Origin of the sequence: Rhodococcus sp. ACS1 (genome assembly GCF_002300155.1) — a bacterium.
Taxonomy (GTDB): Bacteria; Actinomycetota; Actinomycetes; order Mycobacteriales; family Mycobacteriaceae; genus Rhodococcus_F; species Rhodococcus_F koreensis.
This window is the reverse complement of record NZ_NSDZ01000013.1, coordinates 82,311-96,582: the sequence shown is the minus strand read 5'-3', so window position 1 is coordinate 96,582 and position 14,272 is coordinate 82,311. Positions and strand designations below refer to the sequence as shown.

At 66.1% G+C, this 14,272-nt stretch carries 13 protein-coding genes; 4 read left to right on the top strand and 9 right to left on the bottom strand.

Annotation, left to right across the window (positions count from 1 at the left end):
* Window positions 1-34 precede the first annotated feature (34 nt).
* From CJ179_RS46750 to CJ179_RS46735, 4 genes are all read left to right on the top strand, one after another.
* Window positions 35-436, top strand: a complete 402-nt coding sequence (locus CJ179_RS46750) for a cupin domain-containing protein (RefSeq protein WP_005250650.1) — start codon at window positions 35-37, stop codon at window positions 434-436.
* 28 nt (window positions 437-464) lie between these two features.
* Window positions 465-1,568, top strand: coding sequence for an NADH:flavin oxidoreductase/NADH oxidase (locus CJ179_RS46745; RefSeq protein ID WP_095866142.1), 1,104 nt, complete (start codon window positions 465-467; stop codon window positions 1,566-1,568).
* Between the two features lie 185 nt (window positions 1,569-1,753).
* Complete coding sequence (locus CJ179_RS46740; RefSeq protein WP_095865994.1) at window positions 1,754-3,217, top strand: aldehyde dehydrogenase family protein; 1,464 nt, start codon at window positions 1,754-1,756, stop codon at window positions 3,215-3,217.
* Between the two features lie 334 nt (window positions 3,218-3,551).
* Window positions 3,552-4,835, top strand: coding sequence for a nitrate/nitrite transporter (locus CJ179_RS46735; RefSeq protein WP_061045930.1), 1,284 nt, complete (start codon window positions 3,552-3,554; stop codon window positions 4,833-4,835).
* A gap of 263 nt (window positions 4,836-5,098) precedes the next feature.
* Here the strand turns inward: CJ179_RS46735 and CJ179_RS46730 are convergent, their stop codons facing one another.
* From CJ179_RS46730 to CJ179_RS46690, 9 genes are all read right to left on the bottom strand, one after another.
* Complete coding sequence (locus CJ179_RS46730) at window positions 5,099-5,881, bottom strand: SDR family NAD(P)-dependent oxidoreductase (protein ID WP_095865993.1); 783 nt, start codon at window positions 5,879-5,881, stop codon at window positions 5,099-5,101.
* A 100-nt stretch (window positions 5,882-5,981) separates the two neighbouring features.
* Window positions 5,982-6,362 (bottom strand): hypothetical protein, encoded by a 381-nt coding sequence (locus CJ179_RS46725; protein WP_218834931.1) that lies wholly within the window; start codon window positions 6,360-6,362, stop codon window positions 5,982-5,984.
* Window positions 6,363-6,546: 184 nt separating this feature from the next.
* Complete coding sequence (locus CJ179_RS46720) at window positions 6,547-7,059, bottom strand: nuclear transport factor 2 family protein (protein WP_179377914.1); 513 nt, start codon at window positions 7,057-7,059, stop codon at window positions 6,547-6,549.
* Between the two features lie 42 nt (window positions 7,060-7,101).
* The gene (locus CJ179_RS46715; protein ID WP_025433368.1) at window positions 7,102-7,962 is read right to left on the bottom strand and encodes an LLM class F420-dependent oxidoreductase; all 861 of its coding nucleotides are present in this window, start codon (window positions 7,960-7,962) and stop codon (window positions 7,102-7,104) included.
* Between the two features lie 45 nt (window positions 7,963-8,007).
* Window positions 8,008-8,361 carry an EthD family reductase gene (locus tag CJ179_RS46710; RefSeq protein ID WP_095865991.1) on the bottom strand — a complete coding sequence of 118 codons (354 nt, stop codon included), beginning with the start codon at window positions 8,359-8,361 and terminating at the stop codon, window positions 8,008-8,010.
* Window positions 8,362-8,404: 43 nt separating this feature from the next.
* Window positions 8,405-9,256, bottom strand: a complete 852-nt coding sequence (locus tag CJ179_RS46705; protein ID WP_095865990.1) for a mycofactocin-coupled SDR family oxidoreductase — start codon at window positions 9,254-9,256, stop codon at window positions 8,405-8,407.
* Window positions 9,253-10,269 carry an ABC transporter permease gene (locus CJ179_RS46700; RefSeq protein ID WP_095865989.1) on the bottom strand — a complete coding sequence of 339 codons (1,017 nt, stop codon included), beginning with the start codon at window positions 10,267-10,269 and terminating at the stop codon, window positions 9,253-9,255. Before CJ179_RS46700 ends, CJ179_RS46705 begins: the two co-directional genes overlap by 4 nt.
* 13 nt (window positions 10,270-10,282) lie before the next feature.
* Window positions 10,283-12,823: an ATP-binding cassette domain-containing protein gene (locus CJ179_RS46695; RefSeq protein ID WP_095866140.1), complete on the bottom strand. Its 2,541-nt coding sequence runs from the start codon at window positions 12,821-12,823 to the stop codon at window positions 10,283-10,285.
* Between the two features lie 62 nt (window positions 12,824-12,885).
* On the bottom strand, window positions 12,886-14,010 hold the full coding sequence (locus tag CJ179_RS46690; RefSeq protein ID WP_061045928.1) for a substrate-binding domain-containing protein: 1,125 nt from the start codon (window positions 14,008-14,010) through the stop codon (window positions 12,886-12,888).
* Between the last annotated feature and the right edge of the window lie 262 nt (window positions 14,011-14,272).

Here is a 14,272-nt window from a genome sequence, read left to right as displayed (position 1 = left end):
GCACCCGCACACCACAACACAGAAAGACACCATCATGCCCGCGATCACCCCCTTCGCCGACGAACTCAACGCACTTCCGCCGCTGGCCTCGCGCTACGTCGACGTCGACGCCCTGCCCTGGCGCCCCTCCGGGTACGAGGGCATCGATATCAAGGTGCTGCTCAAGGATGAGGAGAGCGGTCTGCTCACCGCCCTGTTCCGCTGGCAGCCCGGATCGGTCCTGCCGCTGCACGAGCACGTCCGGATCGAGCAGACCTGGGTGCTCGAAGGCAGCATCGTCGACGAGGAAGGCGAGACCACCGTCGGTAACTTCTCGTGGCGCCCGCAGGGCAACCAGCACCGCGCCTCGGCGCCGAACGGGGCCCTGGTGCTGTGTTTCTTCCTGACCCCCAACAAGTTCCTCGAGGGGCCGAACGCCGGCTCCACGCTGGAATAGCCGCACCACCCGAGCTGAGGAGTTCGTGTTGTCTCAACCCACTATTCATCGCACGCGGCTGTTCTCGCCGCTGACCCTGCGCGGTGTGACCTTCCGAAACCGCCTCTGGGTGGCGCCGATGTGCCAGTTCTCCGCCGACGACGGCATACCCGACGACTGGCATCTGGTGCACCTCGGCTCATTCGCCAAGGGGAAGGCCGGCCTGGTCCTCACCGAGGCGACCGGGGTCAGCCCGGAAGGGCGGATCAGCTCCAAGTGCACCGGGCTGTGGAACGACACGCAGCTCGACGCGTTTTCCCGCATCAACCGGTTCGTCACCGAGCACGGATCGATCCCCGGCATCCAACTCGCGCACGCCGGCCGCAAGGCCTCCGCGCAGGTTCCCTGGGAGGGCGACGGGACCGTCCCGATCAGCGAGGGCGGCTGGGAGACGGTCGGTCCGTCGGCGACGGCCTGGGGAGACCAGGCCGTGCCGCGTGAGATGACCGTGGCCGACATCGCAAAGGTGGTCACCGACTTCGCCGACGCCGCCGCCCGTGCCCTGGCCGCGGGATTCCGGGTCGTCGAGATCCATGCCGCACACGGTTATCTGCTCCACCAGTTCCTGTCCCCGATCACCAACCGGCGCACCGACGACTACGGCGGAGACCCCGACCGCCGCGCCCGCTTGCTGCGGGAGATCATCGCCGCGGTCCGCGCGGTCTGGCCGGAGGAGTTGCCGCTGTTGCTCCGGATCTCCGCCACCGACTGGGCCGAGGACGGCTGGGACGTCGACGACAGCGTCGCGCTGATCCGCTCGCTCGAGGGTTCCGGGATCGACCTCGTCGACGTCTCCAGCGGCGGCCTGACCCCGGAGCAGAAGATCACCGTCGGACCGGGATACCAGGTGCCGTTCGCTCGCCGGATTCGCAACGAAACATCCATTCCGGTCGCGGCCGTCGGGCTGATCACCGACTCCTCGCAGGCCGAGCAGGTCCTCGTCGACGGAGCCGCCGATGCTGTTTTCGTCGGACGGAACCTGCTGCGCGAGCCGATGTGGCCGCTCAAGGCGGCTAAGGAGCTCGGCGTCGAGGACACGCTCGACTGGCCGACCCCGTACCAGTCGGCCCGCTACCGCGGCAACATCCCCTGATCTCCTGGTGGGCGCGATCGTTGACATGGATGGGTGCCCACCCGGTACCGTAAGAAAACAATCGTTCGTATGTGGTAAGCGTGCCGGGTGCAGAGACGTCCGCGCGCGCCGGGCGGCACCCACGGCCGCATCATCGCCGCCAGCGTTCGTGTGTTCGCCGAGCAGCTCTACCTGAAGGAGAAAAGATGTCCGAGACCAGCCCCAGCCGTCATCAACTGCTGATCGACGGTAAGTGGGTGGATCCGGTCGAAGGCGGCACGGTCGACGTCTTCAACCCGTCGACCGGAGAAAAGCTCGCCGAGATCGCCGCAGGCGGCCCGCGCGACGTCGAACTGGCGGTGCAGGCCGCACGCCGTGCATTCGACGACGGCCCGTGGCGGCGGATGCCGGCCGAGGCCCGCGCCCGGATCCTGCACCGCTTCGCGGACCTCATCGAGGCCAATGCGGACGAGATCGCCCTCATCGACACCCAGGACTGCGGAAAGCCCTACGCGTTCATCCGTGACATCGACCTGCCGAACATGGCCGACCTGCTGCGCTACATGGCCGGGTGGACCACCAAGCTCGAGGGACGCACCATCCCGCTGTCGCGGCAGAACCCCGGAGACTTCTTCTCCTACACCCGGCGGCAGCCGGTCGGCGTCGTTGCCCAGATCATCCCCTGGAACGGCGCCGCACTCGCCGCGGTCTGGAAGCTCGCCCCGGCGCTGGCCGCCGGATGCACCGTGGTGCTCAAACCCGCCGAACTCGCCTCCCTGGCCCCGCTGCGTCTGGCGGAATTGGCAGTCGAAGCCGGTGTGCCCGACGGAGTAGTCAACGTGATCACCGGAACGGGCGCGGACGCCGGAGCTCCACTGGCCGGTCACCCGCAGGTCGACAAGGTCGCGTTCACCGGCTCGGTCGAGACCGGCAAGAGGATCGTCGTCGCGGCCGCATCGAACCTCAGCAAGCTGACCCTCGAACTCGGCGGCAAATCCCCCAACGTCATCTACGACGACGCCGATCTCGACATCGCCGTCGACGGAGTGCTCGGTGCCGTCCTCTACGCACAGGGTGAGGCCTGCACTGCCGGATCGCGGCTGTATGTGCAGCGCAACGTCTACGACGAGGTCCAGACCCGCATCGCCGCCAAGGTGCCGGAGATCAAGATCGGGCCCAGTGCCGAGCGCGGCGTCCTGGTCGGCCCGATGATCACCGACCAGCACCGCTCCAAGGTCATGACCTTCGTCGAAGGCGCGCTCAGTGACGGAGCCGAGATCATCGCCGGTGGTGCCCAGACACGCGAGCCCGGTTACTACCTCGAGCCGACCGTGCTCGGCGGGGTCGACGACGATATGACCATCGCCCGGGAAGAGATCTTCGGCCCGGTGGTTTCGCTGATGCCGTTCGATGACGAAGCCGAGGTATTGCGCCGCGCGAACGACACCACCTACGGTCTGGCGGCCGGAGTGTGGACGAGCAACGTCGGTCGCGCCCACCGCTTCGCCGAGGCGGTCAACGCCGGTGCGGTCTGGGTCAACTGCTACAACGTCTTCGACGCCGCGCTGCCGTTCGGCGGATTCAAGCAGTCCGGTTGGGGTAAGGAGATGGGCGGCGAAGCCCTCGACGGCTACCTGCAGAGCAAGGCGGTCACCGTCTCGCTCGCCTGACACCTTTCGAAGCCCTCGCACACGCCCGGCTGGTACACCAGCCGGGCGTGTGCGTGTTCTGTGGCCGAAGCCGGTTCGACCTCACTACTTGGACGCTGCGGGGTTTGTTCGGCACCAGCTCTCGTTGTGATCGTTGACACGGCAACCGAGGCTGAACTAACATACGTACGTTCGTTTCTTGAGTTGTGGTCCCATCTTGCGCCACAGCCTGCACTGTTCCGACTGCAATTGACGGTCGAATCCTCCGCGTGCCGTGTGCACTTAGGTTCACCGCACCCACCCGAAGACGCCTCCTGCCTTGTCGGCGGAGAATCCAGATACCAGGAGCCACGTCATGACGACATCGACGCTCACCGGCGCGCGTGTGACCTACACACGCGCACCCCTCTACAGTTGGTGGGTCCTGCTGGTCAGCCTGCTGTGCTTCATGTGCTGCTTCATCGGCCTGAACACCGTCGCCGTGTTCGGCACGGTCATCCAGGACGACTGGGGAATCAACGCCACCCAACTGTCCTTGCTCACCACCGCATCGATGCTCACGTTCTGCGTGGTTCCGGTCTTCGCCGGCAAGTGGGCCGCCCGTATCGGGGTGAAGAAGATCGTCGTCATCGGCCTGCTCTGCAACGCCGTTTCGGCGCTTTTGATCCCGGTGGTCGGTGAGTCCTACACCGGCATGCTCGTGCTGCGTCTGCTCCTGGGCTGCTGCGGCGGCGTGATGAATGCGTCCCTGGCCACCCACGCATCCTTGTGGTTCCCGAAGAACCGGCGCGGTTTCGCGACCGGCCTGCTGATGGGCTTCCTCGGCGTCGGCTTCTCGATCACCTCGTTCGCCGGCCCGCTGCTGACCGACAGCGGTATGTCGTGGGAGATCGCCTCGATGTGGCTGACTGTGGTCCCGAGCGTCGCCTGCGGGGCGTTGTTCGTGCTCACTGTCAAGGACTTCCATAAGGCCCACCCCGGTGTTCCCTCGATGGACGCCCTCGTTGCCGAACCCGTTGGTCTCCGGCGCCCGCACTCGACCCGTTTCGATGCGCTCCCCAAACCGGGATCGCTCGCCGAGGCGCTGCGCAGCTCGCGTGTGTGGTGGTCCTCGCTGTACGGTGCAGGCACGGCGATCACCCTTTACGGGCTTTCCTACGCCCTGCCTTTGTTCCTCGAACAAGACCGCGGCATGACGCTGCTCGAAGCCTCGGCGATCATCGGCGTCACCTTCATGTTCAAACTCGTCGCGGCTCCCGTCGGCGGGCTGATGTCGGACCGGCTCTTCCGCGGCGAGCGATTCCAGACGAACATGATCGGTGCCGGTCTGGCCGGCGTCATGGTTGTCGCTCTGCCCGGGATTCCCGCGAGCACTCTGGGGATCTACCTGTGCATGATGTTCCTGGCAGCATCGCTCTACGGTGGCACCTACTGGGCATGGGCGGCGGAACTGTCTCAGCCGCAGGCGAATTACCAGACGAGTGGACTCATCGTCACCGTCAGCAATGTCGGCGCCGTCCTGGCCGCCCCGATGCTGGGGCTGATCATCGACGCCACCGGCAGCGCCACCTACGCCATGGTCACCATCGGAGTCCTCGGCCTGCTGAGCGTGGAGTGCGCCCGCCGCTCCCGGCTGTAGACCCACACTCAACCCCTGATCGCCGACCCGCGAGACCGCATACCAGGCGTTGCGTCATCCTTGCGGGTCGGCTCCCAAACGCTCTCCGGTTCCGGGCGGTTCACACGACGGCGGCGCGAGTCCGGAGCCGGAGAGCACTCCCGCGCACTCTGCGGGTCGTGCTCGACAACACCCGAGATGCCTCGCATGACGGGACGAGCACTGACAAAGGGGGCTCGGACCGCGATCCGGTCCGAGCCCCCTTTGTCGTCGAAGTAGGGAAGTCAGCGGATGGTCCAGCCGCCGTCCGCGACGTAGACCGCGCCGTGCACAAAGCTCGCCTCGTCGCTGACCAGGAACAGCGCGACGTTCGCCAACTCCTCGGGCTGCGCATGCCGGCCCGCCGGTGCACTACTCAGCGCCTCCACGACCGGCAGATCCTCGTTGTACAAGATGTCCTTGGACATCCCGGTTTCCACCGCACCGGGCGCGATCGCGTTCACCCGCACATTCTGGTGCGCGTAGTCGAACGACATCTGCCGGGTGAACCCGACGACACCGTGCTTGGAACTGGTGTACGCAGTACCGCCCCCACCGGCGATGAACGCGGCGACCGAGGCGGTGTTGACGATCGACCCACCGCCAGCAGCAATCATCGACGGCAACACCGCGCGGGTCACCAAGAACATGCCCTTGAGATTGACGCCGATGATGCGGTCCCACAGCGCCTCGTCGGTGTCGAGGAGCGGGGCATAATCGTCGAGCACACCGGCGTTGTTCATCAGCACCGTCACCTCACCCGCAACAGCCGCGGTCTCGGCGGCCGCCGCTGCCACCGCCGACGCGTCGGAGATATCGACCGCCACCCCGTGGGCCCGTCCGCCCGCCCGGCGGATCTCGGTGACCACCGCATCGATCCCGACCGGATCGAGGTCCCATACGACGACCTCAGCGCCTTCGGACGCGAATCGTAGAGCGCTGGCCCGGCCGATACCCGACGCGCCGCCGGTGATCACCGCCGTCCGATCGGCAAGACGAGTCCCGGTTCCACTGGCAGTTTCGATCACAATTTCCTCCCCAGGGTATGTCTAGTGAGTGAATACACAGCCACTTGTCGCACCGGCCGCCCATGCCGCCACGCACCGGATCGGTGCGGACTCGGCGCTCCTAGTTGTTCGTCGACCGCGGGTAATGCTCGGCAATGTCCCGCGCATCCTCTCGAGCACAGTGACCGTCGGCCATGATCTGCCAGAGTGCGGCGACGAACTGATCTTCCGTCAGTCCGAAGTGCACCAGCAGTTCGTCGGCCGGAACGCCGCCGTAGGGCAGCCAGGCCAGCGCCACACGAACCATCGCGTGCGCATCGGTTTCCGCCGGAGGACGCGACCTCCTACGTTCGCCGTCCCGCTTCTTGCGCCGCAGTCGCTTATAACGCTCGACCTGAGCGTCGACATCAGTCGACGCCATCTTTCCGAATCGGCTGGGCTGCATGGCGATAACTTCCAAATGCGCTGCACTGCGTGATTCCTGGATCGCGGCCCACAGCAAAGCGTGAGGCCCACCCGTCGAACAATTGAAAGGAGCGGACCGGCGGATAAGGTGTTGTGCCACTTCCGTCGCGGATGTGATGCGCCGCTGTGCGGGGCGACGGAGGTGACCCCGTAGCCCCGCACGTCGACAACTCGGCCTCGCTCGGGATGGCCGGAGCGGCCGAATGGGTGCTGCCGCAGCCTCAGTCGCGGAAGGGCTGCTTGACCCAGCCCTGGTCCCAATTGGACACCTGGTGGGTGCGTCCACGCAGTTCCTGGAAATACCAGGTGCCGTCGCGCTTGACGAACTGATCGGTGTAGTTGATCGTCAGGATGACCGGGTCCTTCTTGGTGGCGTCCTGGCTGTTCTCGATGGTGCACAGGCACAGCAGGTAGAAGTATCCGGTTGCGCTCTGACCGTCGTCGGCGAGCTCCACACGTGGGGCGATCATGTAGTGCAGCGCCCAGGTGATCTTGTCCGACAACGCCCGGAAGTGCGCCTTGATCTCCTCGTGGCCGGTCATGGATCCACCCTCGCCGTCCACGACCCACCGGCCGTCGTCGACGAACAGGCCGGCGATGCCCTCCGGGTCGTAGCCGTTGTCGCAGAAGCCGGCGTAGCGGTACTTGAGCTGTTCGATTGCACGGACGTCTTCGAGTCGTATCAGTCGCTCGGCGAGCTCGGCGATGCTCACATCCGCGGTAGTGGTGTTCATGGTTTCGAGTCCTCCTGTGAGGGTTGAGTTCTGGAAGGTTTGTCAGGAGATCTGTGCGAGGACCTTGGAGACCGTCTCGAGGTTGCGCATGCCCTCGCCCGGGTCATCTGCCGGATCGACCCACAGCACTGCCCGTTCGATCCCCAATTCTCGATAGCTCTCGAGTGCTGCAGGATCCGGCGGCGCCGAGGCCACCGCGATACCCACGGACTCGGGATCACGACCGGACTCCTCGACGACCCTACGGAACTCGGGCACTGTCTTCGACAGAGTCGGATCCTCCGCTGAGGGCACGACGTACCAGGCGTCGGCCCACTCGGCGGCGTGCCGCATCGTGGTCGGACCGGCGCCGCCGAGGTAGGTGCGTGGACCATTCGGTTGCGCGGGTTTGGGCCACGCCCAGGAGGGGGCGAGGGACGCCCGCTGCCCGTCGTAACTCGCCTCCTCCTGGGTCCACAGTGCCTGCATGACCTTGAGCTTGTCGCGGACCGTCGAATAGCGCTGCTTCCACACGACGCCGTGTGCCTCGGCCTCCTCGACGTTCCACCCCATTCCGACGCCGCAGATGACGCGGCCGCCGGAGAGGTGGTCGAGGGTGGCGATCTGCTTGGCTTTGGCGATCGGATCGTGCTGGGCGAGCAGGCAGATGCCGGTCCCGAGCATGATCGTCTGCGTGTGTGCCGCGATCATCGACATCGTGACGATTTGGTCATAGGTGCGCAAGTAGAACCCGGGTAGCTCGGGCCCGCCATAGGGGATCGGGTAGTCGGTTTTCCGGGACACCGGGAAATGTGTGTGTTCGGGCACGAACAGGGACTCGAATCCGTACCCTTCCGCGGCCTGCCCGAACTCGATGGGGTCCGGACCCTGATCGGTGAAGAAGTAAACGACGCCCACATCCATGACGGGCTCCTAACTAGTGTCTGCGTGTAAGGGACGCCGACGGGTTCAGGCGTCGCCGACGACGACGTGGTCCTCGAGAACCACGACGTAGTGCTTGCCGATGAAGTTCTCGACATCCGCCAGGGCCGCCTGACCGGCCTCGGATGCCCAACCGGCCTCCATCGCCTCGGCGCTCTCGTAGTCGAGAACGGCCAGACCGTCGATACCAAATCCGTTGTCGGGTTCGGTGGCACCTTCCTGCGGAACGACGTGCCGCTGCACGTAGCGGATCACGCCGGGCACCTGCGCGGCGAGCGGGGCGTGCTTTTCTCGCCAGTACTCGTCGAACTGGGCGAACGACATACCCGGCTTGCGTCCGATCAGTGCGATCGTGCGGACCGGTCCACCATTGACTGTCATTGATTTTCCTTCTCTGTTGGGGTCTTTGGAGGGAAGTGGGTTGTCAGCCGGGGTACTTTGCGAGCATTCCGGCATCGACGGGCAGCGCGGTGCCGGTCACATACCGTGACTCGTCACTGGCCAGCCACAGGACGGCCTCGGAGATGTCGGCGGAGTCCACCCACGGCACCGGAAGCAGGTTGATCCGCCCGAGAACGTCGATCCCGTCGTCGAGGGTCGGGTCCTCGAGGTCCGGCCGGAAGATCTTCGCCGCCGTCGGGTTGTCGATCATGTCGGTGCGAACGTTGGTCGGATGCACTGTGTTGACGCGGATGTTGTGCGGAGCAACCTCGTTCGCGACCGAGCCGACCAGTCCGACCAGGGCGTGCTTGGCGGCGCTGTAGTGCGCCACGTGCGGGACTCCGCGGATACCGGCGATGGAACTGATCGCGATGATCGACCCGCCATGGCCACCGGCAATGATGTGCGGCAACGCCGCCTTCATCGTCTGCCAGACACCGGTGAGGTTGATGTCGATCAGGGTGTCCCATTCGACGCGAGTGAGCTCCCAGGAGGGTTTGGCTGCTCCGAGCACGCCGGCGTTGGCGACGACGATGTCGAGTCGCCCCAGCTCGGCGGCGGCGTCGGCGACCGCATCGATCATCGACTCGTCGCGGACGTCGGCTTCGATCACGACCGCCCGGCGGCCCCGTTCCTCGACCAGGCGCGCGGTCTCCTTCAGGTCGGCATGCTCGGGCATTGCGTAGCTGACCTGGTCGATCGGGCGTACCGAGTCGAGCAGGATGAGGTCCGCGCCTTCGCCCGCGAGGGTGAGAGCGTGCGACCGGCCTTGGCCGCGGGCGGCGCCGGTCACGAACGCCACCTTGCCGTTCAGTCGCTGACCGATGTGTGTCATGAATGTTCCTTTCCGGGAATCAGACGGTGGAGGATGTGGCGCAGGTCCAATTGCTGTGCTCCCACCGCGACGGCGATGACCACGGCCTGGACGAGGAACTGGGTGGAGGACGGTGCGCCGAGGGAGAGCACCAGCTGGGTGAGCTGGCTCAGGAACAGGGCCCCGACAGCCGTGCCGATGATGTTGCCGCGGCCACCGGTCAGCGCGGTGCCGCCGACGACGACTGCCGCGATGGCCGGCAGAAGGTAGCTGGTGCCGGCGTTGGTGTTCGGTGTGCTCACGTACCCGGCCAGCAATACCCCGGCACCGCTGTAGCACAGCGCCGCGGCGACGTACCCGCTGATCTTGATCCGCGCGGTGCGCACGCCCGCGGCGTGGGCGGTGCGCTCGTTCGACCCGACGGCGATCACCCGGCGTCCCCAGGCGGTGCGGCCAGTCGCGAAGACGGTCACGATCATCAGCGCGATCGCGAGCCACACCGTATTGGAGACACCGATCGTCTTTTCCAGTGCGAAGTCGGACACGCTCTGAGGGGCGCGGGTCGGGGTTCCTCCGGAGTACGCGAGGGCGGCACCCACCAGGACGGCGTTGACTGCCAGGGTGGCCACCAGCGGGGTCACCGAGAAGGCCGAGACGACGATGCCGTTGACCAGGCCGACGACGACGGCGATGGCGGCGACGATGAGCAACGCGGTGAGGATGCTGCCGTGGTCCTGGGCGTACTGGCTGCTGACCAGGGCGGCCATCGTCATCATGCCGGGCAGTGACAGGTCGATGCCCTTGAGCATGACCACGATGGTCTGCCCGATCGCGGCGATCGCCAGGATCCCGGCGAAGGGCAGCAGCGAGTCGATCGCGCTGCCGGAGACGCTGCCGGGTGCGATGAGCCAGCTGAAACCGAACAGGGCCACGGTGATCGCGATGACCGAGCTGGTGCTGTTCCAGGTCGGCGTCCAGCGGCGAGAACCGGAGTCCTTCGGTTCGGTGTCCGGGAGTGCTTGTGGTGCGTGCATTGCGCTCACGGCGTCAGCTCCGCTCTGCGAGGGTTCGGGACTTGGAGTAGAAGGCGGCCGCGGCGATGGTCAGACCGCCGAGCAGCCACTGCTGCCAGTACAGCGGCAAGCCGATGAACTGCACAACCGTATTGATCTGGACCACGAGCACCGCGCCGAGACAGGCACCGATGAACGAGCCACGGCCGCCGAAGATCGAGGCGCCACCGAGTACCGCGGCACCGATGCTGGCGAGGGTGTAGCTGTCACCGATGCTGGCATTTCCGGTACCGGCCTGCGCCATCAGCAGCACGGCCGCCGGGACGACCAGCACCGAGCATCCTACATACGCGATGAGAGTGATCCGCTTGGTGCGCACCCCGATTCGATCTGCGGTTGCATGCGCGGATCCGGTGGCGCGCAGGCGGATACCGAACAGAGTCCGGTACATCGCGAACTCGAGTAGCACCGCGACGACGATCGCCAAGACGATCATGATCGGGATGAATCCGAGTTTGGTGGACGCGTACGAAAGGAAGATCGGGTCGATCTTGCCCGCCGGCAGTGGTCGTAGCAGGTATGCGATGCCCTGGATCGCGGTATAGGTCACCAGGGTGGCGATCAGGGGGTTGATCTTGACGACCACCGCCAAGGTCCAGTTGACCAGACCGACGACCGCGGCCACGAGTGCGAGCACGATCAGCCCGATGATCATCCCGATCGGCGTCTTGTACGCAGACAGGACGAACGAGCCGACCACGACCAGCAGGCCCGCCAGCGGCCCGACCGACAGGTCGATGCCCCCGACCATCATCACCACCTGCTGGGCCATCGCGAAGAACGCCAAGGTGGCCAGCAGTGGCAAGATCAGCCCGAAATTGCGTGCGGTGAGATAGAACTCGCTCTGGCTGATCGCCACACCCGCGAGCAGGATGGTCGCGATCGCGAGAATCGCCGCGGGAGTGAGGTCGTTGCGGGCCAGCTTCCGACCGAAAGTGACTTTCCGCAGCGCGGTGCCGACGCGGCTGCGACTGCCGGTGGCACTGAGTGCGGCCTGGGCGATGCCGTGCTCGGACAGGTCGTCGCCGACGAGTTCCTTCGCGGCCTTGCCACGGGAGAAGACGATGACCCGATCGCAGAGCTGCTCGAGTTCAGCAGCAGAGGAGGAGAGCACGATGATCGCCGCGCCGCGGGCCGCCGCCTCCCGCAGGATGGTGTAGATCTCCTCGCGGGCGCCGATGTCGACACCCTGGGTGGGCTCGTCGGCCAGAATAAGCTTCGACTCGGTCATCAGAACTCGGCTGAGCACGACCTTCTGCTGGTTTCCGCCCGAGAGAGTGGCGACATCGACCTCGGCGGAGGGCGCCTTGACCCGCATCGACGCGAACGTCTCGGACGTGGCCTTGCGCTCGCGCAGGCGCGAGAGCACGCCGACGCGAGACAACCGCCCCAGCGACGACAGCGAGGCGTTCTCCCGCAGACTCAGGCCCGGAAGAATGCCCTCGTGGTGCCGGTCGTGCGGAAGGTAGGCGATACCCCCGGCCAACGCGGCGGTCGGACTCGACGTCTTGACCGCCCGACCGCCGAGTTCGATGGTGCCGCGCCCGGCGACCAAGCCGCTGAGCGCACGCAGGACCTCGCGCTGTCCCTGACCCTCGACACCGGCGAACCCGACGATCTCGCCGGCATGGACCGTTAGGTCCAGGTCGTCGAACCCTGTACCGGAGAATCCGGTGACCTCGAGCAAGGTGTCACCGAGTGCGGTCGTGCGGGTCTCGGCCCGGGTGTGCGCGCGGGTGAGCTCGCGGCCGACGACGAGGTTGACCACGTCCTGCTCGGTCACCTCGGCGCCGTCGAACGTCCCGACCAGCGCGCCGTCCCGGAGCACGGACACGGTGTGGGCGATCTGCTTGACCTCGTTGAGCCGATGCGAGATGTACACGACGGCCCCACCGGCGTCGATCAACTCCGACACCAGGCGGAACAACTCTGCCACCGCGGGCGGCAGCAGATGCTCGGTGGGTTCGTCCAGGACGATGACCTTGGGCTCTTCCGCCATGGCCTTCGCGATCTCGACGACGAACCGCGCGTCGGGCTGCAACTCGCGCACCGGAGTGCGCGGATCGATCGAGGCCACGCTGCTCCACCGCGAGAGGATGCCTTCCGCCCAGCCGACCTGCTCGCCGACCGAAGGGCGGCGGTCCTCGGGCATGCTCAGGCGCATGTTCTCGGCCACCGTCAGATCCGGAAGAAGCGCCGGCTCCTGGTAGACGATGGCGAGCCCCTGCTCCCGGCACCAGGCCGGGGACGGGTCGGTGGCGGCGACGCCACCGATCTCCACCGTCCCCGAATCGGCGGTGATCGAACCGGCCGCAATGCCGACGAGGGTGGACTTCCCCGCCCCGTTCTGGCCGACCAGCGCATGGATCTCGCCGCGCCGCACGGTGAGCGAGACACCCTTGATCGCGTGGACGCCCGGGTACTTCTTGTCCACCGCGTCCAGCCGCAGGACGACGTCCTGATCGGCGATCTCGTGGACCGGATCTTCCTGAACCTGTACGTCACTCACGTACATCACATCCTCGACGATCTCTTGCTGAGTCATTGTTGACCACCCTCGTCCCTCGCGCCCGGCCGCTACTGGAAGACGGCCGAGAGCTGCTCGGGCGAGAGCGCCGAGGACAGGTCGGCGTCCGGCGGCAGGTCCTCGCGGCAGGTCGGGAGCTTGCCGCCCAGGGTGTCGACGAATGTCGGCAGTTCGAAGTTCTCCGGCTCGTTATCGGGCTGTCCGTTGAGCGCGGCCAATGCCTTGCGGGCTGCGATGCGCACGACGGTCGTGGTGCCGTCGAGGGTCAGCAACTGGAAATCCGGGTTGGCCTGGTGGTACTGCAACCACATGCAGCCGAGTTCGTTGTCGGTCGCCGACGTCGCCAGCGGCGGGATTGGCCGGCCGGCGTTGATGAACGCTCGCAGCCCGCCCTTCGACGCGACACCGTAATCCGATGCCAGAGCGTCGATCTCGGGGTACTTGGTCAGCGCCCCGGCCATCGCGCGCTGCTCGTATGCCGCGTCCCAGCTCGACGGCTGCGGCTCGTTGGTCAGCGGGGTGAAGGGATCACCGAGCTCCTTGGAGGTCTCGTTGATTCCGTCCCACAGCGCCACGGTCGAGGGGCTGCCACCCGGCAGGCCGCCGCTGAAGAGCATCTTGCTGCCCGGCTGGACCTGGCCGCCCAGCCACTTGGCCATCGCGTCGCCCTCGACATCGAAGTTGTACTGGACGTATCCGTCGTAGTCGACACCGACCTCCCCACCGGGATCGGCGATATAGGGCACGACGACGACACCGGAGTCATGAGCGTTCTTCAGGGCGCTGAGCGCCTGGCTGCCGAAGTCGTCGTAGGTGACGATCGCATCGAAGCCCTGTGCGGTGTACGAGTTGATCGCGGTGATGTACTTCTGCAGGTCGTTGTCGGCCTGGGTGTACTCGAGGGTCACGTTCGGGCACGCGGAGAGCTCGTCGGTAAGTTCGGCCTGCGTGATCTTGCGCCAGGAGTTGGCGCCGAAGCCAGCGACATGCGCGATCTTCAGCGGGCGATCGCCGCAGAGTTGTTCGACCGGCAGGGCCTGGCCGCCGTCGCTCGTCGAACCCCCGGAAGTACCGCTCGATTCGGCCGGGGCGCTAGCCGTGCACGCCGCGACGCTGAGGACTGCGCTGAGGGCAACTCCGGCAAGGGCTGCGCGACGACAAGAAAGAGCGTTCATGGATTTTCCTTCTTCTGCCAGATACTGACGAACGTTTGCTCGTTTCTTGTATTGTGGCGTAGAGCACATCATTCGTCAACGGGTGATCTACGGCATGCTGCTACCAGGGGAGATTGGCTACTTCGTAGCCGTCACACGTCAATGGGACTGTGCCGCGCCTGGCCCGCCCCATCGTCGATTCACCAACCCTGTTGCGTCGGTGAATAACCGCTCGTGGACCTTGCGGCCGTGGAGTTCGCTGTCGCGTGCAAACACCCGAAAC